17 protein-coding genes are annotated in these 21509 nt (G+C 71.7%); 8 read left to right on the top strand and 9 right to left on the bottom strand.

The window, feature by feature from the left end:
• Positions 1-61: 61 nt before the first annotated feature.
• Positions 62-2068: a selenocysteine-specific translation elongation factor gene (gene selB, locus IPH07_27430; GenBank protein MBK6921159.1), complete on the bottom strand. Its 2007-nt coding sequence runs from the start codon at positions 2066-2068 to the stop codon at positions 62-64.
• Positions 2069-2169: 101 nt separating this feature from the next.
• Between selB and IPH07_27425 the strand changes: the two genes are divergently transcribed.
• The 3 genes from IPH07_27425 (at position 2170) to IPH07_27415 (ending at position 5278) form a co-directional block, all read left to right on the top strand.
• Positions 2170-3420: a serine/threonine protein kinase gene (locus tag IPH07_27425; protein ID MBK6921158.1), complete on the top strand. Its 1251-nt coding sequence runs from the start codon at positions 2170-2172 to the stop codon at positions 3418-3420.
• A gap of 64 nt (positions 3421-3484) precedes the next feature.
• Entirely contained in the window at positions 3485-3751 is a 267-nt protein-coding gene (locus IPH07_27420; GenBank protein MBK6921157.1) for a hypothetical protein, read from the top strand.
• Between the two features lie 105 nt (positions 3752-3856).
• Positions 3857-5278 (top strand): penicillin-insensitive murein endopeptidase, encoded by a 1422-nt coding sequence (locus IPH07_27415; protein ID MBK6921156.1) that lies wholly within the window; start codon positions 3857-3859, stop codon positions 5276-5278.
• Positions 5279-5318: 40 nt separating this feature from the next.
• On the opposite strand, the gene IPH07_27410 is transcribed toward IPH07_27415, so the two are convergent.
• The 5 genes from IPH07_27410 to IPH07_27390 all read right to left on the bottom strand — a co-directional run bounded on the left by IPH07_27410 (position 5319) and on the right by IPH07_27390 (position 11499).
• Positions 5319-6983 carry an amidohydrolase gene (locus IPH07_27410; GenBank protein ID MBK6921155.1) on the bottom strand — a complete coding sequence of 555 codons (1665 nt, stop codon included), beginning with the start codon at positions 6981-6983 and terminating at the stop codon, positions 5319-5321.
• A gap of 72 nt (positions 6984-7055) precedes the next feature.
• On the bottom strand, positions 7056-8429 hold the full coding sequence (locus tag IPH07_27405) for a PQQ-binding-like beta-propeller repeat protein (GenBank protein MBK6921154.1): 1374 nt from the start codon (positions 8427-8429) through the stop codon (positions 7056-7058).
• 73 nt (positions 8430-8502) lie between these two features.
• Positions 8503-9819: a transglutaminase domain-containing protein gene (locus IPH07_27400; GenBank protein MBK6921153.1), complete on the bottom strand. Its 1317-nt coding sequence runs from the start codon at positions 9817-9819 to the stop codon at positions 8503-8505.
• Between the two features lie 311 nt (positions 9820-10130).
• Entirely contained in the window at positions 10131-10496 is a 366-nt protein-coding gene (locus IPH07_27395; protein MBK6921152.1) for a PilZ domain-containing protein, read from the bottom strand.
• Positions 10497-10737: 241 nt separating this feature from the next.
• Positions 10738-11499: a Stp1/IreP family PP2C-type Ser/Thr phosphatase gene (locus tag IPH07_27390; GenBank protein MBK6921151.1), complete on the bottom strand. Its 762-nt coding sequence runs from the start codon at positions 11497-11499 to the stop codon at positions 10738-10740.
• A 300-nt stretch (positions 11500-11799) separates the two neighbouring features.
• Here IPH07_27390 and IPH07_27385 point away from each other — a divergent pair, with 300 nt between their 5' ends.
• Together IPH07_27385 and recA are read left to right on the top strand one after the other, a co-directional pair.
• Complete coding sequence (locus tag IPH07_27385) at positions 11800-13122, top strand: CinA family nicotinamide mononucleotide deamidase-related protein (protein ID MBK6921150.1); 1323 nt, start codon at positions 11800-11802, stop codon at positions 13120-13122.
• Positions 13123-13169: 47 nt separating this feature from the next.
• The gene (recA, locus tag IPH07_27380; GenBank protein ID MBK6921149.1) at positions 13170-14402 is read left to right on the top strand and encodes a recombinase RecA; all 1233 of its coding nucleotides are present in this window, start codon (positions 13170-13172) and stop codon (positions 14400-14402) included.
• A gap of 79 nt (positions 14403-14481) precedes the next feature.
• Here recA and radA read toward each other — a convergent pair whose 3' ends face one another.
• From radA to IPH07_27365, 3 genes are all read right to left on the bottom strand, one after another.
• Positions 14482-15846, bottom strand: coding sequence for a DNA repair protein RadA (gene radA, locus IPH07_27375; protein ID MBK6921148.1), 1365 nt, complete (start codon positions 15844-15846; stop codon positions 14482-14484).
• A 68-nt stretch (positions 15847-15914) separates the two neighbouring features.
• Entirely contained in the window at positions 15915-16451 is a 537-nt protein-coding gene (locus IPH07_27370; protein MBK6921147.1) for a transglycosylase SLT domain-containing protein, read from the bottom strand.
• Positions 16452-16682: 231 nt separating this feature from the next.
• Positions 16683-18773, bottom strand: coding sequence for a TIGR04551 family protein (locus IPH07_27365; GenBank protein ID MBK6921146.1), 2091 nt, complete (start codon positions 18771-18773; stop codon positions 16683-16685).
• A gap of 238 nt (positions 18774-19011) precedes the next feature.
• On the opposite strand from IPH07_27365, the gene nagZ reads away from it, so the two are divergent.
• The 3 genes from nagZ (at position 19012) to IPH07_27350 (ending at position 21455) form a co-directional block, all read left to right on the top strand.
• Positions 19012-20073 (top strand): beta-N-acetylhexosaminidase, encoded by a 1062-nt coding sequence (gene nagZ, locus IPH07_27360; GenBank protein MBK6921145.1) that lies wholly within the window; start codon positions 19012-19014, stop codon positions 20071-20073.
• A gap of 62 nt (positions 20074-20135) precedes the next feature.
• Positions 20136-20933, top strand: a complete 798-nt coding sequence (locus IPH07_27355; protein ID MBK6921144.1) for a thymidylate synthase — start codon at positions 20136-20138, stop codon at positions 20931-20933.
• Between the two features lie 15 nt (positions 20934-20948).
• Positions 20949-21455: a dihydrofolate reductase gene (locus IPH07_27350; protein MBK6921143.1), complete on the top strand. Its 507-nt coding sequence runs from the start codon at positions 20949-20951 to the stop codon at positions 21453-21455.
• Positions 21456-21509: the final 54 nt, after the last annotated feature.

Below are 21509 nucleotides of genomic sequence, written 5' to 3'. Positions count from 1 at the left end.
AGCGCAGCGCCGGCCGGGTCGATGCGCGCGCAGCCGCGTGGGCTCACAGCTTGGGGTGGGCTCACAGCTTGGGGCCGGGGATCCGCGCGTCGCCCTGGCGCAGCGTGATCTGCAGCTCGTCGAGGTGCTCGAGCATCGGCACCGCGAACTTGCGCGAGAGCCCGGCGAGCTGCTTGAGCGCCTGCACGTCGATGGTGCCGTGCTCGCGCAGGTGCGTGCGCACGCGCGAGCACAGCTCGTCGTGGCTCTCGCGCGCGAGCGAGAGATCGGCGGTGATGCGCACGAGCTTGCCCATGCGCTGCAGCGAGGTGACCATCTCGAGCACGTCGCGGGGTGGTCGCGCGACCGCGTCGCCGACCTCGCGCAGGGTCGGTGGCGTGAGCCCGCCCTCGAGGTAGCGCGCGAGGATCGACTTCATGTGTCCGGGCAGCTCGCCGCCGGGCTGCAGGCCCTTGCCGGGCCGCGCGACGGTGCCGAAGTCGTCGACCACGCGCAGCCCTCCGCGGGCGATCGCGCGATCGACTGCGAGCGCGCGCACGTCGGCGGCGAGGCGACCCTCGAGCGCGCCCTCGAGCGCGGCGCGGGCCATGCCGGCCTGCAGGGGATTGGCGGCGTGGAAGCGATCGACCAGCGCAATGCAGCGCTCGACCACCGGCCGCAGGCCGGCCTCGAGCACGAAGCGACCACCTTGCAGCTCGAGCAGCTCGCCGCGGGCGATCTGCCGCTGCAGCTGCGCACGCGCATCGCCGCCGGCGCGTCGCGACAGTGCGTCGGTGTCGATGCCCGCCAGTCCCGCGTCGTGCAGCAACGCGTTGCGCCGCACCTCGGCGTCGGCGTGATCGAGCGCGCGGGCCAGCGCGATCCACCGCGGCCGTTGTCCGCGGCCCTCCGAGGGCTCCGGGTCGAGCACGACGCCGCCGCCGACGGTGCGACCCGACCAGTCGTCGTGCGGCTCGGCGAAGGCGCGCACGACCAGTCGTTGTCCGCGCCAGAGCGGCAGCGGTGCCTCCAGCCGGATGCGCACGATCGCCTCGGCGCCGGGCGGGACCTCGACGCCGTCGCTGGAGCTCGCCTCGCCGGTGGCACCGGCGCTCGGCACGACCCACAGCGGATCGAGCACGCCCACGCCGTGGGCCGTGCCGGCGCAGATCTGCAGCGTGGTGCCGTGGGTCCACGTCGGGCTGTGACCGGGCAGGTGCAGCAGCTTGGCGTGCACGAACGACTGCCGCGCGACCTCGGGCCCGCGGGTGACGACGTCGCCGCGCTCGACCGCGGTGCGCTCGACGCCCGCGAGGTTGAGCGCGAGCCGACAACCCGCGAGCACCCGATCGCGGGTGTCACCGCGGACCTGCGCGGCGCGGGCACGCACCGCGAAGGGCTCGCGGTCGGGGCCATGGGGCACCAGCACCAGCGACTCGTCGCCGCGCACGTCGACCGAGCCCGACAGCAGCGTGCCGGTGACGACGGTGCCGTGGCCCTTGATCGTGAACACCCGATCGACCCCGAGGATCACCGCGCCGCCGTTGTCGCGCCGCGGCAGCTTGGCCGCGATGCGGCGCACGGTGTCGCGCAGCTGCTCGATGCCGACCCCGGTCACCGCGCTGCACGGCACGATCGGGGCCTCGGCGAACGGCGTGCCCGCCAGGGCTCCGCGCACGTCGTCGGTCGCGAGCTCGAGCGCTTCGGGGTCATCGCCGAGACGATCGATCTTCGTCAGCGCGACCACGCCCGCGGCGACCCCGAGCAATCGACACACGTTGATGTGCTCGCGGGTCTGCGGCATCACGCCGTCCTCGGCCGACACCACCAACACCACCAGATCGATGCCACCGGCGCCGGCGACCATCGTGCGCACGAAGCCCTCGTGGCCCGGGACGTCGACGATGCTGGCCTCCAGGTCGGGCGCGATCGGCCACGCGGCGAAGCCGAGCTCGATGGTGATGCCGCGGCGCTTCTCCTCGGGCAGACGATCGGTGTCGATGCCGGTCAGCGCGCGAACGAGGGTGGTCTTGCCGTGGTCGATGTGACCAGCGGTGCCGACCACGATGGCGTGGGGCGATTTGCTCAAGCGAGGCGGGCGCCTTTCCCGGCCGTAGTGTACGCGCCCTGGCGGCAGGCTCCTCGCGTCGCGATCCCGGGCGGGACATTGGTGCTACGATGCCGTCGACCGTGAGCGTCACCGACCCCGCCGACCGGCCGCCGGACGACCGGCCCCCGGGCCAGCCGCCGAGCGCGATCGGGCGCTTCGAGGTGCGCGCCGTGCTCGGCTTCGGCGGCATGGGCATCGTCTACGCGGCGTGGGATCCGGTGCTGCAGCGCGACGTCGCGGTCAAGCTCCTGCGTCGCGATCGCGTGCGCGCCGGCCAGCTCGAGCGCGCCAGCGAGCTGCTGCGCCGCGAGGCCCAGACCGCCGCCCGGCTCGCCCACCCCAACGTCGTCACCATCTTCGACGTCGGTGAGCACGACGGCAGCGGCTACGTCGCGATGGAGCTGGTCCAGGGCCCGGCGTTGTCGACGTGGTTGGCCGGCACGCCCCGCACGTGGCGTGAGGTGCTGAACATGTTCTTCCACGCCGGGCGTGGGCTCGCCGCGGCGCATGGCGTGGGCCTGCTGCACCGCGACTTCAAGCCCGCGAACGTGCTGGTCGGCCCCGATCACCGGCCGCGCGTGGTCGACTTCGGGCTCGCCCACTTCGGTGAGGTCCCGGCGGCATCGGTGGCGGGTGCGCGCGACCACGAGATCGATGTGACCAACCCCGGCCGCGCCGCCGACGTGCTCGATGCCTCGGTCACGCTCGGGGACGGTCGCGTCGCCGACGTGATGTCGTCGAGCACCTTCGACGCTGCGGGCTCCGGCGTGTTCCAGGCCGCGACCACCGGCGTGTTCGAGGCCTCGACCACCGGCACGTGGGAGCTGTCGCGCTCGCGCGGCGACGTGTTCTCGACCGGCCCCGGCGACGCGTCCGAGAGCCTCGTGCGCGAGCGCGTCGACGTGACCTCGTCGATGTCGTTCGCCTCGGGATCACTGGTCGACGGCTCGATCGGCGGCCTGCGATCGGTGACCGGCGAGATCGGCGATCCCGGCACGACGTTCCTGTGCGTCGGCACGCCGGCGTACATGGCCCCGGAGCTGTTCACCGGCGCGGGCGCCGATGCACGCACGGACCAGTTCGCCTTCTGCGTCGCGCTCTACGAGGGGCTCTACGGCGAGCGCCCGTTCGCCGGCGAGACCGCACGCGAGATCGCCCAGAACGTGACGCGTGGCCACCGACGCGAGCCGCCACCACGCTCGCGGGTGCCGGGCTGGCTGCGCACCATCGTGTTGCGTGGCCTCGCGGTCGATCCGGCCGATCGCCACCCATCGATCAACTCGTTGTTGGCGTCGATCGCGTTCACCTCGCGCATCATGTTCGGCGACTGACGCGATCGCGCATCGGCTCAAGTCCGCGCACGGCTCCGACGATGACAGGACCACAGCGTCCTGCATGCCGATCGATCGTCCCGCCGCCGCCGCGTACGTGTCCCCGCTGTGCGACGCCGTGCTCGACGTCCTGTCGCGCTACACCGCGTTCCCGTGGGCGACGCTGCGGGCGGCGTGCGAGCGGGTCGGCATCGAGCCGCGCAAGCTCGATCACCGCGCGCTGGCCGAGCTCGCGCAGCCGCTGGCGCTGCAGATCGCGCTGTTCAACGACGTCGAGGCCGCGTTCGTGCTCAAGCGCGAGCTGCTGTTGCTCACGCGCGCGGCGGCGTGAGGCCGCGATCGGCGGCGCCCGATGGTGCGCGCGCACCGGTTCGGGACGGTTGCTCCAGCCGATCCCATTGCGCCGTGCGAACGCCTGTGCAAATCCTTGGCGCCCATGCGTTGGCTCGCGCCTGTCCTCGTCGTCGCGGCGGCACTCGTGGGCGGTCCACTGCGGGCCGCAGCCGCCGATCCCTGCGAGTACACCGTCGTCGGTGGTGACACCGCCAGCGGCATCGCGGCCAAGCACGATCTCTCCCAGCGCGAGCTGATGAACTTGAACCCGGCGCTCGCGAAGGCGCCCGACAAGCTGCGGCTGGGCCAGTCGCTGAACGTCTGCAAGCCCGACGACACGCTCGACCTCGACAAGCCCGCCGCCAAGTCGACCGCGAAGCGCTGTGGCAACGGCGGCACCATCACGCGGCACGAGGTCGACGACGGCGACACCCTGGCCCAGATCGCGCTGCAGTACGGCGTCACCGAGCGTGACATCAAGAACCGCAACGCCGCGGTCGCCAAGGCGCCCGACTCGCTGCACGTGGGGCAGATCATCAACGTCTGCGTCGAGGGCGACGACGACGACGGCAAGGGCAGCGCGAAGATCGTCAAGGCCAAGGAGTGCGGCGGCGAGACGCCGATCTACGTGCACGAGGTCGTGCCCGGCGAGCACCTGGGCCAGATCGCGGGGCGCTACGGCGTGCGCAAGGCCGACCTGCTGCGTCTGAACGCCTCGCTGCGCAGCAACCCCGACATGCTGAGCGTCGGCAAGAAGATCCGCGTGTGCCCGCAGATTCCGCCGCGCGAGCGCAACCGCATCAGCCACGTGGTCGTGCACGGCGAGAACCTGGGCTCGATCGCCGAGAAGTACGGCCTCAGCCCCAAGGAGCTCGAGCGCTACCAGCGAGGCAAGCTCGAGGACCGCAACGCGCTGCGCGAGGGCCAGCGGCTGGTGGTGTGGGCCGACGGTCGCATCGTGCGGGGCTTCGGCGGCGTCGATGTCGACACCGGTCGCCTCCCCGACGGCATGCAGCTGCCGCCCGGCAAGCACTACGTGGTGAAGTGGGAGGCCGGTGCCTGGGGCACCCGCAAGACCATCTCGACCATCCAGGGCGCGGTCGCCAGCTACAAGAAGCGCAGCCCGGGCGGGCCCAAGATCCACATCGGCGACATCAGCAAGCGCGGCGGTGGCAAGTTCCCGCCGCACCTGTCGCATCAGTTCGGCCGCGACGTCGACATCGGCTACGTGCTGTCGGGCGCCGACGCCAACGAGACCAAGTTCCGCCACGCCCACTCCAAGAACCTCGACGTGCCGCGCACGTGGGCGCTCATCAAGGCCTTCATCGACAGCGACGAGGTCACGTACATCTTCATGGACTACCGCATCCAGAAGCTGCTGTACGACTACGCCAGCGAGAAGGGCGTCGACGAGGACACCCTCGACGAGCTGTTCCAGTACCCCCGCGGCCGCGGCCGCAGCCACGGCATCATCCGCCACTGGCGCGGCCACGCGAACCACTTCCACGTCCGCTTCCGGAAGTGACGCGCGCCAGCGCGGGCTGCCGCACGCGCGGCGCGGCGCCCTACGCCTGCCAGACCACGTGGCCGTCGATGATCGTCGCGCGCACCGGCAGCGTCGCGAGCGCCCGCCGATCCTCCCCGTCGAGTCGGCCGGTGAAGCAGGTCACGTCGGCGCGCATGCCCGGGGCGAGCGTGCCGAGCTCGTGCTCGCGCTGGACCGCGAACGCGGCGCCCTGGGTGAAGCACCACAGCGCCTCGTCGAGCGACAGCCGCTGCTCGGGCAGCCAGCCGCCGTTGGGCGCGCCTGCGAGGTCCTGCCGCGTGATCGCGGCGTACAGGCCGAGCGTGGGATCGACCCGCTCGACCGGGAAGTCGCTGCCGAAGCACAGCGTGGCGTGTTGCAGCAGCAGCGAGCGCCAGGCGTAGGCCCGCTGGCTTCGCTCGGGGCCGAGTCGCGCCGGCACCCAGGCCATGTCGCTGGTGGCATGGGTCGGCTGCATGCTGGCGATCACGCCGAGCTCGGCGAAGCGCGCGAGGTCGGAGGGCGCGAGCACCTGCGCGTGCTCGATGCGGGGTCGCAACGCGCGGCGCTGATCCTTCGTCATGACCGCGGCGTAGGCGTCGAGCGTCGCGCGATTGGCCGCGTCGCCGATCGCGTGGGTGGCGGGCTGCCAACCGCCTCGCACCGCGCGTTCGACCAGCGCGGTGAGCTCGGCGGGCTCGTGCTGCATGAGCCCGCGGTGGCCCGGGCGATCGTCGTAGTCGGCGAGCAGCGCGGCGCCGCGGCTGCCGAGCGCGCCGTCGGCATAGAGCTTCACACCGACCAGCGCGTAGCGACCGACGGTGGCGTTCGCATCGCGGGCGCCGAGATCACCTACGAGCCAGCCCTCGCTGGCGTAGGCGTGCACGCGCAGCTGCAGCCGTTCGTCGCGATCGAGCGCGCGGTAGAGCGCGTCGTCGTCGGCATCGATGCCCATCTCGTGCACGCCGGTGAGGCCGCGCTGCAGCGCGTGGGTCTGCGCGGCGAGCAGCTGGGTGCGGCGCTCGTCGGCGGTCGTCGCGGGCACGGTCACCAGCGCCATCGCGGCGTCGACGAGCACGCCGGTCGGCAGGCCCTCGCCGTCGCGCAGGATCTCGCCGCCGGCGGGCGACGTGGTGTCGCGGCCGAGGCCGGCGACGGCGAGCAGCGCTGCGTTGCCCCAACCCGCGTGGCCATCGACGCGTCGCAGCCACACCGGGCGATCGGGGAACGCGGCGGTCAGCGCGTGATGGGTCGGCATCGCCTGCCCGGGCCACAGGTTCTGATCCCAGCCGCGACCGTGCACCCAACCACTCGCGGGCGCGCCGGCGCGCAGCCGTGCGACCACCTCGTCGATCGAGCCCGCGCCGCGCAGGTCGACCGTCGCGAGCGCGCGGCCGAGCCCGACCAGGTGCGCATGGGCATCGCACAGCCCTGCGCACGCGCTGCCGCCTTCGAGATCGAGCAACGTCGTGCCGGGACCCTGCCAGCTGGCCCGCACCGTGCGGCCGTCCCCGCGATCGACGATGCGCCCGTCGGCGATCGCGATCGCCTCGACCACGCCCTGCGGATCGCCGGTGTGAATGGTGCCGCCGTGGACGATGAGCGCGGCGCGGCGCGGGCTCGCCGGCTCTGCCACGCCTGGCGTGCGCCGACAGCCCTGCAGGGCCGCCGCCGCACCGATGGCCACGAAACGTCGTCGGTGCATCACGTCCGGCCGGTGATAGCACCGCTCGAGGCCGCCGGGCAGCGGACGTGCAGGCGTGCGCTGCGACCACCTTCACGGCACCGCCGCGCCGGCCCGGAACACGCCGTTGTCGGCGACCACCAGCGGCGTGGTCGCGCTTGCGTAGCGGGTGACGTTGTCGAGCCACACCAGGCTGCCGTCGGCGGCATCGAGCGCGAAGGTGCCGACGTCGAGATCGATGTCGCCGCTGCCGTCGAAGTCCTGACCGTGGAAGAACAAGCGCCCGTTGGCGAGCACCGGCGAGCTCTCGACGCTCACGCGGTCGTTGGCCCACAGCAACGCGCCGCTGAGGGCGTCGGCCGCGAAAGGACGGCCGTTGCCGAAGCTCCACTCACTGCCCCCGCGCTCGTCGACGCCGTAGACGCGGCCGTCCACCACGCTGGGCGTGTAGACGCCGGCGTAGTCGTTGCCGGCCGCGATCGACCACAGCAGCTCGCCGGTGGCGAGCGCGAGGCAGTCGAGCCGCCCGTCGGCGACGTCGTGGGCGTTCTGCACGTAGATGCGGTCGTCGACCACCACCGGCGTGCCGGCGCCGCGGCTGAGTCGCTCGGTCGCGTACGACCATCGCAGCGAGCCGGTCGTGGCGTCGAGCGCGAGCAGGTCGCCCGCGGGCACCAGCAACGTGTCTCCGATGCGGCGCAGGCCGCCGGTCACGCCCATGGGCACGTCGTCGTCGGGGTGCGCCAGCTGCAGGCGCCAGCGTCGAGACCCCGTGACGCGATCGATCGCGTGCAGGTAGTTGGTGTCCAGGCTCGAGCCGGTCCCCACGAAGATCAGATCCGCAGTGACCAGTGGGGTCCCCCACGAGCTGTAGTAGCCCTCGGTCTCGCCGCTCGGATCGAGCGGGTACTCCCAATCGATGTGGCGATCGGCGAGCCGAAACGAGGTGAGCACACCGGGCAGACCGAGCGCGTACGCCAACTCGCCGTCGACGAGCATCACGGGCTCGGCCAGCGAGGTGCTCTCGTAGCGGCCCATCGGGAGGTCCCAGAGGAACGCGCCGGTGGTGCCGTCGATCGCGTTGACGGAGTTGTCGCCGCCACCGGCGTAGATCGTGCCGTCGACCCACGAGAGGCTGCTGACGTCGTCGTATTCGTTGAACGCGAACAGCTCGGTGTGACCGCTGCCGTCGGCCTCGATGCGCACGATGGTCTCGTCGGCCGAGGTCAGCACGAAGCGGTTGAGGCTCGGGTCGCCGACTTCGACACTCGGTCCATCCCCGCTGTCGCCGTCGTCGCCCGTCGGCCCGCCCCCGCTCGGGTCCGTGCCGCCTGCGTCGGCATCCGCGGCTGGGTCGCTCCCACCGCTGCCGCCGTCGCCGGCCGCGTCGGGGGCCTGGTGGGGATCGCAGGCGGCGAGCGCGAGCGCGAGCGCGGGCAGCAGGGCGGGGCGGCGTGCGGGGACCATCGATGGTCCTCGTGCCACCACGGCCGCGCCCGGTTGGTGGCGAAGATCACGGGTGGCCGGGTCCGAGCGCGCGTCAGCGTGGCAGCACGCGGATCGTCGTGCGGCCGAGCATGCGCGACAACGCAGCGCCGCCCTGCTCGAGCCCGGGCTCGTCGTAGCCGAGCAGGATGTAGTGGGCCGAGACGTCGGTGTTGCCGAGCGCCGGGTCGAGCACCACCCACTCGCCGAGCCAGGCCTCGACCCACGCGTGGTAGCCGGCGTCGGAGCTGAACAGGCCCGGCACCAGCACCACACCGCTGACGTTGCGCGCGGGGATGCCCGCCGCGCGCAGCAGTGCGACCGACAACGCGGCGTGCTCGGTGCAATCGCCGAAGCCGTCGGCGAGCACCTCGGTCGCGGTCGCGGCCCCGCGGGCGCCATCCTTCTTGCCCAGGGTTTCGAACACCCACCGCACGATCGCGTGGGCGGCTGCGCGGGCGTCTTCGTGGCCGCGCGCGAGGGTCTGCGCGCGCGCGACGATCGCTGGTTCGTCCGACTGGCTGGTCGGGGTCGGCGACAGGAAGCGGCGCACGTCGTCGGGCACGGTCGTCATCGGTAGCTTGGGCGATGCGACGCCGTGGCCCGCCCGTGCGTGCAGCGTGAGGGTGTAGTGGTTGCCGTCGCGCGTGACGTCCTGGTACGGACCGCTGCGCAACAGCGGCTCGGTGTCGTCGTCGCCTGGGACGTCGAGCGAGATCTGCAGCGTCGCGGCCTGCCGCGGTACCACGCCCTCGATCGCGAGCATGGAGCTCAGCCGTGCGCCGGCCTCGCCCGCCGGCGTGCCCGGCAGCGCGGCCGTGAACACGCCGATCTCGAGCGACAGCGGCAGCCCGGCGGCGTCGAGCACCGCGACCGTGCGCTCGCCGTGCTCGTCGCGGCGCTCGATCTTCCAGCCGGGCACGTCGCGGTCGCCGTCGCGCACCATGACGCGCGCGAGCAGGGTCATGCGGTCGTGGCTGAAGCGCAGCTCGTCGTCGTCGAACGACGAGAACGACAGCGTCCGTGGCATCGCCGCGCCGCCCTCGACCTCGCGCCGCAGCTGCTCGAACACCGCCGCGTCGCTGCGGTTGTCCTCGGGGATGGGGAAGCGATGGGTCTGGTCGTGGGCTGGGCCCTGCACCCGCAGGGTGAGCGTGTCGCCCTCGATCGTCACGGTCTTGCGCTCCTGCACGCCGGCCTCGTGGGTGATCTCGAGGCCCGAGCGCATCGCCAGCTTCGCGTCGTAGACCACGGTGGCGTCGGTCTCGATGCGCTTGGGCGTCTCGCCGGCGTCATCGAGCGCGAGCGTGAGCTCCGTGCGCGTGGTCCAGCGCGAGCCGCCGTCGTCGGTTGGCTCGACGTCGAGCGCCATGGTGCCGATGGTGCGGCCGAGCACGCGCAGCTCGAGGCGACGATCGACCTCGGCGCTGCTCGGCGCGACCACCGGCGCGACCGCGGCGCTCGACGCCACGGGCGTGGCGTCGGTCGGATCGGGGGCGCTCGGCACCCGGCAGGCGGGCAGGAGCAGGGCGAGGACGATGGCGGAGCGTCGCATCGGCATGGCGATCGGGGACGACGAGCGCACGCGCGTCGCCGCCGTTCCCGAGTATGACCGACGCAGGCGACGACGCCCGCTCTGGCCGGGTGCGGCAGGCCTGGCTGCCTGCGGGCGACGGTCGGACGTCAGTTCGCGTCGCTGTCGTCGACGTAGGCGATGGCGCGCACCAGCTCCAGCAGGCGCCGCTGATCCGCGGCCGACACCTCCAGGAAGCGCACGCCCATGCCCGGACGATCGGTGTCGGCGGTGATCCACACCACCTCACCGGCGAGCTCGAAGCGACCGTCGCCGTTGGCGAGCGTCGGCGGGGCCTCGAAGCACAGCTGCAGCAGCGTGCCCTGGGCCAGCGGCGTCTCGGTGCGCACGAAGATGCCGCAGCTCGAGATGTCGGCGATCGACGCGAACAAGTAGGTGCCCTCGATGCGGTAGTCGACGTCGAGCTCCACGGGGTAGCGCGACGTCGCTCGGCGATCGGAGCGGCCAGCGGACACCGGCGCACGCTAGCAGGTCGATGTCACGACTCGCCCGCGAATTCTCGATCACACCGGGCGGGCGTCCCGCGGCCGGTCTAGTACCTCGACACAGGGATTGTGATGGGTCAGAACGCCGTCATGGCCGCGACTCCGCAAGGCGCCGTGCCGCCGGAATACCGGGCGTATTTCAAGGTGCGGCAACGCAGCGAGGCGCGGTCAGGGCGGTGTTATGGCCCGTCACAATCGCTGTGTCGAGGTACTAGAAGCAGCACTCGACGACCATGGCCGTGATGTTGTCGGTGCCGCCGGCCGCGTTGGCGCGATCGATGAGCTCCGACACGGCCTTCTCGAGGTCTTCGTGGCGCCGGGTGATGTGATGGATCTCCGCGTCGGTCAGCATGCCGGAGAGGCCATCGGAGCAGAGCACGAAGCGGTCGCCGTCCTGCAGGTCGACCCGCGAGATGTCGACGACGACGTTGTCGCGCATGCCGAGCGCGCGCGTGATGACGTTCTTGTGGGGGAAGTTGCGGGCTTCCTCCTCCGTCATGTCGGGGCGCGCTTCCTTATAGTCCTCGAGCAGCGAGTGATCGCGCGTGAGCTGGTGGATCGAGCCGTTGCGCAGCCGGTAGCAGCGCGAGTCGCCGACGTGGGCCACGAAGGCCTGATCGCCCTTCACGATGAACGCCACCAGCGTGGTGCCCATGCCGCGCAGGTGCGGGTTCTTGCCGGCGCTCTCGTGGATGCGCTGGTTGGCCAGGCGGATCGACGCGACCATGCGGTTCTCCGCGTACGACAGACTCGAGTCGTAGCGGTACGGCCAGGTCGCGTCCTGATCCTTGCTGTGGCGATAGAACTCGCCGATCACCTCGGCCGCCAGCTTGCTCGCGACCTCGCCCGATGCGTGACCACCCATGCCGTCAGCCACCATGAACAGCTGCTCGTCCTCGATCAACGCGAAGTAGTCCTCGTTGTGAGTCCTCTTCATGCCGACGTCGGTCTTGGCCGCGTATCGGATGCGCACCGTGGTGGCATCGTAGCCGAGTGCGACCGATGGCTCCAAGCGCGCGCTTGGACGATCGCGACGATCGTGTCCGAAGGGTCGCTAACCCTGCCGGCGACCCCGACGACCACGCAGGTGCCCTGGCGAAGACCCCCGTGAAGCCCGCTTCCTGGTGACCCCTTGGGGGCCGCGACCCGAATTCTGGGGGTCACTTGACATCTGCGCAGTATACGGGCAAACCAGCCCTCAGCCGCTTGCGTTGGCGCGTCCTGGGCACTCCTCGCCCCGGCACGCCGTCGGCATCGTACACCCCAACCCGCCATGAATGCTCCTGCCCCGCGCGTCGAGGTCCTCAGCATCGGTGACGAGCTCCTCTCGGGGGACACGGTCAACACCAACGCGACCTTCCTCGGTGCGCGCGCGCGCGAGCTGGGCCTGCTGCTCACCCGCGTCGAGGTCGTCCGGGATCGTCACGAAGAGATCGTCACCGCGGTCCGCGGTGCTGTCGCGCGCGCCGACGTGCTGTGGACCAGCGGCGGGCTCGGCCCGACCACCGACGACCTGACCACCGCCGCGATCGCGGACGCGGCCGGCTGCCCGGTGGTGCGCGACGAGGCCGCGGTGGCGCGGCTGCGCGAGAAGTTCCGCCGCTTCGCGCGGGAGATGCCGGTCGCGAACCTCAAGCAGGCCGATCGACCCGAGCGCGCGCAGTGGCTCGACAACCCCATCGGCAGCGCCGAGGGCTTCTGCATCGAGATCGGGCGCTGCATGGTGTTCGTGATGCCCGGGGTCCCGCGCGAGCTGCATCGCATGCAGCGCGAGGAGGTCGAGCCGCGCGTGCGCGCGCGCCTGTCGCTGCGGCCGATCGCGCGTCGCATGTATCGCGCGATCGGGCTCGGCGAGTCCGCGATCGCCGAGCGCGTCGAGCCCATCGTCGCCGCCGCACGGGCGCGCAGCGAGGCCCTGCGCGGGGTCTTCGTGCACTACCGGGCCGCGATGCCCGAGGTGCTCGTCATCCTCGAGGGCACGCCCGATGCGCAGGGCCACGGCGCGAGCATCGACGACCTCGCGAGTCTCGACGGCGAGATGATCGAGGCGCTGCGCCCGGCGATTCACGGCGTCGGCGAGGCCGATCTCGCGACCCGCATCGTCGCGGCCGCCCGCGATGCCGCGCTGCGGATCGCGTTCGCGGAGTCCTGCACCGGTGGGCTGGCTGCCGCCGGCATCGCGGCGATCCCCGGCGCGTCGGCCTGTCTCGACGGCGGCGTCGTGGCCTACGACAACCGCGTGAAGCGAGGCCTGCTCGGGGTCGAGGCCGCGGTGCTCGAGGCCCACGGCGCGGTCTCGGAGCCGGTCGCGCGGGCGATGGCCGAGGGCGCGCGGCGATCGCTCGGGAGCGATCTCGCCGTCGCGATCACCGGCATCGCCGGCCCCGATGGCGGCACCGCCGAAAAGCCGGTGGGAACCGTGCACATCGCGGTCGCCGACGATCGCGGCACCCGCCACCTCCAACTGCAGCTGCGCGGCGATCGTGGCACGCTGCAGCGCGGCGCCGCCTCGTGGGCGCACAAGCTGCTGTGGGACCGCCTCTGCGAGCGTGGCGTGGCCTCGCTGCACGGACCCACGCCATCGCCGGCGACCTGAAGTTCCCCCGCCTGCAACCCGAACTGCCCAAGAAAGCCGAGTCGTCCATGTCTGCATCCGATCCGAAGCAACCCGTCAGCCCCGCCAAGCATCGTGATGCCGCCATCGGCCTCGCCCTCGCGACCATCGAGAAGCAGTTCGGCAAGGGCTCGATCATGCGGCTGTCGGCCGATGGCAAGCTGCCGCTCGGCGACGTCTCGGTGGTCCCGACCGGCTGCCTCGCGCTCGACATCGCGACCGGCATCGGCGGCCTGCCGCGCGGCCGCATCGTCGAGATCTACGGGCCAGAGTCCTCGGGCAAGACGACCCTCGCGCTGCACGCCGTCGCCGAGGCCCAGCGCACCGGCGGCGTGTGTGCGTTCATCGACGCCGAGCACGCGCTCGACGTCGGTTATGCCCGCAAGATCGGCGTGCGCACCGACGACCTGTTGGTCTCGCAGCCGGACTACGGCGAGCAGGCGCTGGAGATCTGCGACATGCTGGTGCGCTCGGGCGCGGTCGACATCGTCGTGATCGACTCGGTCGCCGCGCTCACGCCCAAGGCCGAGCTCGAGGGCGAGATGGGCGACTCGCACGTCGGTCTGCAGGCGCGACTCATGAGCCAGGCGCTGCGCAAGCTGACGGGCTCGATCTCCCGCAGCCGCACCATCGTCATCTTCATCAACCAGCTGCGCATGAAGATCGGCGTGATGTTCGGTAACCCCGAGACCACCACCGGCGGCAACGCGCTCAAGTTCTACGCGTCGATCCGCTTCGACATCCGCCGCATCGGCGCCATCAAGTCGGCCGAGCAGGTGGTCGGCAACCGCACCCGCGTGAAGGTGGTCAAGAACAAGCTCGCGCCACCGTTTCGCGAGGTCGAGTTCGACATCACCTACGGCGAGGGCGTGAGCCGCCCCGGCATGCTCATCGACATGGGCGTCGAGGCCAACGTGATCGAGAAGTCTGGCGCGTGGCTTTCGTACAAGGGCGAGCGCATCGGCCAAGGTCGCGACAACGCCAAGCAGTTCCTGGTCGAGCACCCCGAGGTCGCCGCGCGCATCGAGACCGAGCTGTTGACCAAGCACGGCATGACCCTGCGGCTGCAGCAGGCCCAGGCCGCCGGCGACGCCAAGGCCGAGGCCGCCAAGGCCGAAGCGAAGGCCGAGGCGAAGGCCGAGGGCAAGGTCGAGAAGCCCGATGTCGTGCGCATCCCGGCCGAGGGCCTACGCACCGGCGACAAGCCCAAGGCCGGTGCCGACGACGAGAAGCCCAACGGCCGCGCCCGCGCCCGCAACTAGCAGCCGTGGTGAACGCCGTGGCGCACCCGTCGTGATCGATGCGGTCCGCCACGGACCGCAGGCCCTCGCGGACCGCGGCTCAGCCGTCGATGGCCGCCGCGACCGCGTCGGCGATCGAGCGCACCTGCGATAGCTTCAGCACCGTCCGCTTGCCCTCGAACTTCGCGGGCAGCGGCGGAATGACGGCGCGCTCGAAGCCGAGACGCCGCGCCTCGGCCAGTCGGGGTTCGAGGCGCTGGGCCTGGCGGATCTCCCCGGTCAGGCCGATCTCGCCGAGCGCGACCAGGCCCGCGTCGATCGGACGCCGCAGGTGACTCGAGGCGACCGCGAGCGCGATCGCGAGGTCGGCCGCGGGCTCGACGATGCGCATGCCACCGGCGACGTTGACGAACACGTCCTGGTCGAGCACGGGCAGCCCGGCATGGCGCTCGAGCACCGCCAGCAACATCGCGACGCGGGCCGGATCGACGCCGACGCAGTTGCGCCGCGCGCCGCCGTGGGCGGGGGCCAGCAGCGCCTGCACCTCGAGCAACAGCGGTCGCGAGCCCTCGAGGGTCGCGGTGATGCACGAGCCCGCGACCCGGCTCGGTCGCTCGGCGAGGAAGGCCTCCGACGGGTTGCCGATCTCCCGCAGACCGCCGCCGGTCATCTCGAACACGCCGAGTTCGGCGGTCGATCCGAAGCGGTTCTTGCTCGCCCGCAGCAACCGCAGCGCGCGCTCGTCGTCGCCCTCGAACGACAACACGACGTCGACCAGGTGCTCGAGTACCCGCGGGCCCGCGAGCTGCCCGTCCTTGGTGACGTGGCCGACCACCACCACCGGGATGTCGTGCAGCTTGGCAAAGCTCACCAGCTGTGCGGCGCAGGCCCGGATCTGCGACACGTTGCCGGGCAAGCCCTCGGCGGCATCGCTGTAGACGGTCTGGATCGAGTCGACCACCAACGCGGCGAGCTCACCGGCGATCGCGAGCTCGCGCGCGGCCTCGAGGATCGCCTCGACGCGGGTCTCCGCAACCAGCAGCAGCTGCGGTACTGCGGCGCCCAGGCGCTGGGCACGACCGGCGATCTGCGGCGTGGACTCCTCGCCGCTGGCGTACAGCACGGTGCCGGTGCTGCGCGCGAGCCCGGCGGAGACCTGCAGCAGCAAGGTCGACTTGCCGATGCCCGGCGCGCCGCCCAGCAGACCCACGCTGCCCCGCACGAGGCCGCCACCGAACACGCGATCGACCTCGGCCAGTCCGCAGCGCAGACGCGCGACCTCGGGCGGGGCCTGGTCGGCGCGCACCGGTGCGGTCGCGCCGGTCGAGAGCACCACGCGATCGACCGGGGTCTCGTCGCGTTGCTCGATGGTGTTCCACGCGCCGCACGCAGGGCACTTGCCGAACCACCCGCTGGCGCCCGCACCACAGTCGCTGCAGATCCATCGCGTCGTCGACTTCGCCATCGCGGTCCGGTCACAGTAGCAACCACCGCGGCCGGCCGACAGCTGACCCGCGCGGTCAGGTCCCGCGGTCAGGTCCCGCGGGGCGCCGACCGGCGAGCGGCCAGCGCGAGCTCGTCCAGCTGGGCGAACGCGGCCGACCACGCGTGGACCTTGGCGATGAAGCGTTGCGTGCGATCGGGCAGCGGCTCGCCCGCCTCGAGTCGGCGTCGCACCGCGACGTGCCCCAGCGCGTAGCCGGCCAGCGCGAGGTCGAGGTCGCCGTCGAAGATCGTGAGCAGCCGCGACAACAGGTACGCGCCGGCGTCGAGGTTGAAATCGGGATCGAAGGGGCGGTTGGCGCGATGCAGCCGCTTGGCCAGCGACTTCGACGTGGTCGGCATCAGCTGCATGAGACCCGCGGCGCCGCCGGGGCCGCGGGCGCTGGCGTTGAAGTGGCTCTCGTGCCAGATGATGGCGTTCATCACGTGCGGGTCGACGCCGTGCCGCTGCGCGGCGGCGCGGATCTTCGGCTGCAGCGCGCGGATGCGCGGCAGGTCGGCGTCGGTCCACGGCGGTGCGGCGGCCGGCTCGACGGGCTCCGGCGGCGGCGACGGAAGCTCCGGCACGGGCGTTGGCGGGACGACGACGGCGGGTCCGTCGGGCGCGGTCGGGGGCACCGGGGGCGGCGCAGCGCTGGGGGGCGCGCAGCCGATCGCCCCCGCCAGCAGCAGCGTCCACGCGCTCGTCCGCGCCCGTGGCAGCGTCCTTGCGACGCCGACGACGGCGGTCGGGGGCGCGGGGGCTGGCCGCGTCATGCCGACGACGGTAGCAGGTGCGGGGCGGGGATCGCCAGCGGCCTAGAACTTGATCCCGACCTGCGCCTGCAAGGTCTGCATGGCGCGTGCGTCCTCGGCTCCGCTGGGGCCGATGCGGTTGAACGCGCCGAGCGGGAACAACACGCCGTACTGGAACTGCACGAAGATCGGTTCGCGCGCGTCGTGGTAGCGGATCGCTGCGTCGACCTCGACGCCGTAGCTGAAGCGGTTGCCCAGCGTGGCCTGGCGTCGCATCGCCATCGCGTACTCGGCGTCGACCCGCGCCGAGAAGTGGTTGAAGAAGTAGAACGCCGCCCACGGCTTGAAGTAGGCCGCGTTCGAGACGGTGCCGAGCACCTCGCGGAAGAGCAGCAAGTCGATGTTGTACGCGGGGTTGAAGCGGAAGTTGCCGACCGTGCCGTTGTTGCCCAGCAGCAGCGGGTTCTGCGGGTTGTAGTCGATCGACGGCGAGCGATCGCCGGTCGCGAAGCCGTGATCGAAGCCGATGTGGAAGCGGTCGCGGAAGAACCCGTACTTGAACTCGAGCGCGTAGCCGAAGGTCGCGACGAACTGCTTGCGCAGGTCATTGCGCGCGAGCGTGCGGAAGTCGTCGGCACTCTCGGGCGCGGTCGCGAGGTCGCGCATGTAGAACTTGCCGATCGTGCCCGAGGCCTCGAGCTCGACCCGCAGGGTCCGCCAGTTCACCCGCAGCCACAGGTCGGGCGTGAACAGCAGCGCGCGGCGATGGACCAGCGTGCTGGCGTAGTTGGTCCAGCCGGTGCGCCCGACCTGATCGAGGTCGCCGTTGCCGAGCGTCGCGCCGCCGGGCTCGAGGTCGTTGGGGAAGGCGGTGTCGTCGTAGTAGGCGCCGTTGGTGCCGAGGCCGTCACCGAGGCCGGGGGTACCGATCTCGCGCGCGAGATCCTGGCGTCGCAGCCAGCCGATCACGCCGTAGTTCACGACCGGCGTGCCCAGCGAGATCTTGCGCTTGAGCATGTCGGGATCGTCGCGACGCTCGAGCGAGGCGCTCCACTGGTTGACGTTGTCGAAGCGCTCGGCCGAGAACTCCTGGCCGACGGTGCCACCCGAGGCCCACTTGGGTCCGAGCAGCTGCGCCGTGGTCGCGCCGCTCGACGCGAAGTCCCACGACAACGCGACGGTGTGGCTGCGGCGGCGGTCCTTGCCGAAGTCGAAGGCCGCGCGCAGCGAGTCGACCGAGTCGCCGTAGTCCTGGTCGATCTGCCGGATGATGTCGGACTGGTCGTTGCGCAGGTAGCCGTTGCCGTGGTTGGCGACCATGCCCATGCCCCAGTGCCACGGCATCCGCCCGAAGCGCAGGTCGAGGCCCCAGCCGAAGCGGATGTGACCCCAGGCGCGCTTGGCAACGATGCTGTCCTGGAACGAGTTGACCCCTGCCGAGGGCGGTACCTGCGTGCGGGTGTAGAGATCGATCGGCGCGAACGGATCGTCGAAGCCGTACGAGTCGGGCGTGCTGCCCAGCACGACGTTGTCGAGCACGTCGATCTGGGTGTGCACCTGCACGGTGTCGGTGATGTGCAGCGTGGGCTCGAGCCGCAGCCGCATGTTCGCCGACGAGAAGCCGGCTCGCCGCCGGCAGCGGGTGCTGGCGCGCAGATCGGAGACGCCGCCGGCCGTCAGGCGGTTGAAGCAGCTGGCCTGGTTGGGCGAGGTGGAGCCGTCGTCGGCGACCTCCTGCGACTCGGCCGGCGGATGGAAGAACTTCGAGGGGCGCTGCGGGTCCTCGCCGAACTCGGCGAGTCCGAGGTACGGACGATGGAAGTAGTCGGCGCGCACGCGCATGTAGCCGGCGACGTCGAACAGCTGGATGCGGCGGAAGCGTTGCGGCTGCGCCGGCACGGGTTCGATCGGACGCAGGGCTTCCTTGTCCTTGGGCGCGGCCTCGCCGGGGCCTTCCTTCTTCTCTTTGCGTTGACCCGGACCGCCGCCGCCCGGGCCGAGCGCGCCGGGGCCACCGCCACCGCCGAGACCACCGCCCGGACCACCGAGGCCAGGCTGTGCCGCAGCGATGCCGGGTCCGAGGATGAGTGCCAGGGCACAGGCGGCGACGCTGATGCCGAGCGTGCAGCGACGCCGATTCGGTTTGCGGGTCATCTGAGGGCGGTGCAAGGTACCCGCGGCCGGGAAGCGACGTCAACCACGCAGGGCCGGGCTCGTGGGCTGCTCCTGGCAGCGTCTTGCCGGTGGGCGACGGGCTTGGCAGCGCGCCCGCAGGCGGCCCGCGGACGACATCGGCCGGCAAACGACCGCCGCCCGGCACATGCGTCGTCCTCGCGGGTCACCCGACGGCTTTGGGTTGTCACGGCGGCGGATTACGGTCGATCTTCTCGTCATGCGCACGAGCACGACGGCAGCGTGGCAGCCCGGACAGGCACTCTTCGTGGGCTTCGAGGGACTCGAATGTCCGCGGCCGCTGCTCGAGCTCATCGCCGCCGGGCGCATCGGCGGGGTCGTGCTGTTCGCACGCAATGTCGAGGCGCCGGCGCAGGTGCGCAAGCTGGTGGCATCGATGCGCGAGCGGGCCCCGCAAGATGCACCGCTGGTGGTGGCGATCGATCAGGAGGGCGGCCGCGTGCAGCGGCTGCGCAAGCCGTGGACCGAGTGGCCGCCGATGCGCCGCGTCGGCGAGGCCGCGCAGCTCGAGTCGACCGCTGCGTTGGCGCGCTCGCTCGCGCTCGAGCTGCGCGAGCTCGGCATCGGCCTCGACTTCGCGCCGGTGGTCGACGTCGACAGCAACCCGGCCAACCCGATCATCGGCGATCGCAGCTTCTCCCGCGACGCGGCCACCGTCGGTCGGTACGCGCGCAGCTTCATCGAAGCCATGCAGGCCGAGCGGGTGGCGTGCTGCGCCAAGCACTTCCCCGGCCACGGTGACACCGAGCTCGACAGCCACCTCGCGCTGCCGAAGCTGGCCCATGATCTCGACCGCCTGTTCGAGGTCGAGCTGCCGCCGTTCGCGGCCGCCATCGCCGGCGAGGTCGCCAGCATCATGACCGCGCACGTGGTCTTCGAGGCCATCGACCGCACGCGGCCCGCGAGCTTCGCACCCGACGTCATCGCGCTGCTGCGCGAGCGACTCGGCCATGACGGCGTGGTGTTCTCCGACGATCTCGAGATGAAGGCCGTCGCTGACCACTGGCAGCCGCGCGAGATGGTCGATGCGGCGCTCACCGCCGGCGTCGATGCGCTGCTGGTGTGTCGACGCTTCGACTTCGTCACCGAGGTGCTCGAGCGGCTCGAGCGACAGAAGGACAATGCGCTCGAGCACGCACTCGCCCGCGTGGTCGCGTTCAAGCGCCGCTTCCCCGGCGAGGCCCCGGCCGAGACGCCGCTGGGGCCGCCGTATCCGGCGCACGCCGAGCTTGCCGAGCGGTTGCTGCGCGGCGACGCGTGAGCCCGGCGGCGCGCGGGTCGGCGCCCTCGCGCCGCCCACCGCCTGCTAGTCTCGCGCTCGCCGTGGAACCCTACCTCGACCTGCTGCGCGACGTGCTCGAGCACGGCACCGTCAAGACCGATCGCACCGGCACTGGCACGCGCAGCGTGTTCGGCCGCCAGCTCCGCTTCGACCTCGCCAAGGGCTTCCCGCTCGTCACGACCAAGAAGGTCCACCTGCGCTCGATCATCGTCGAGCTGTTGTGGTTCCTGCGCGGCGACACCAACGTCGGGTTCCTGCACGACCACGGCGTCAGCATCTGGGACGAGTGGGCCGATGCCGAGGGCGAGCTCGGGCCGGTCTACGGCCGTCAGTGGCGAGCATGGCCGGCGCGGGACGGTCGCGCGAGCATCGATCAGATCGCCGGCGTGGTCGAGACCATCCGTCGCGACCCCGACTCACGACGCATGATCGTGAGCGCGTGGAACGTCGCCGAGCTCGATCGCATGGCGCTGGCGCCGTGCCACTGCCTGTTCCAGTTCTACGTCGCCGACGGTCGGCTCTCGTGCCAGCTGTACCAGCGCAGCGCCGACCTGTTCCTCGGCGTGCCGTTCAACATCGCCTCGTATGCGCTGCTCACCGCGATGATCGCGAACGTCACCGACCTCCAGCCCGGCGAGTTCGTCCACACCTTCGGCGATGCGCACATCTACGCCAACCATGTCGACCAGGTCCGCGAACAGCTGAGCCGCGCGCCGCGGGCACTACCGCAGCTGCGATTCGCCCGCCGGCCGGCGAGCATCTTCGACTTCACGCTCGCGGACATCGAGGTCGTCGGCTACGACCCGCACCCGTCGATCAAGGCGCCGGTCGCGGTCTAGCCAGGGACGGAATCGATGCTGCTCGCTCTCATCGCCGCGGTCGCGCGCAACCAGGTGATCGGTCGCGACGGCGGTCTGCCGTGGCGCCTGCCCGGCGACATGAAGTTCTTCCGCGCGCAGACCATGGGTCATCATGTGCTGATGGGACGCGCGACCTGGGCGTCGTTGCCCAAGCCGTTGGCCGGGCGTGTGAACCTCGTGGTCACGCATGCGCCCGAGCGGCTCGCGTCCGCGGTCGCGGCGGGGGATTGTGTCGCGTTCGCGTCGACCGCGGCGGCGATCGAGTTCGCGCGCGCCGCCGGCGAATGCGAGCTCTACGTCATCGGCGGCGCGACGCTGTACCGCGAAACCCTACCCATCGCAGATCGTATCTATCTGACACGGGTCGACGCCGAGCCCGAGGGCGACACGTTCTTCCCGGAGCTCGACCTGCGGGCGTGGGCGCTCGGCCGGCGGATCGAGCACGGCGAGGGCCCACCGCCGTACGAGATCGTGTGCCTCGAACGTGTCGTCGAGCCCTGAGGTCGGACGCGCCGATTCGTGCGTCCCCAGCGGGCCCGGGTCGGATGCGATGCG

The sequence above is a fragment of the Deltaproteobacteria bacterium genome (genome assembly GCA_016709225.1).
Lineage (GTDB): Bacteria > Myxococcota_A > Polyangia > Nannocystales > Nannocystaceae > Xiheibacterium > Xiheibacterium phototrophicum.
The sequence above is the reverse complement of the archived record's forward strand: the minus strand, read 5'-3'. Positions and strand labels throughout refer to the sequence as shown.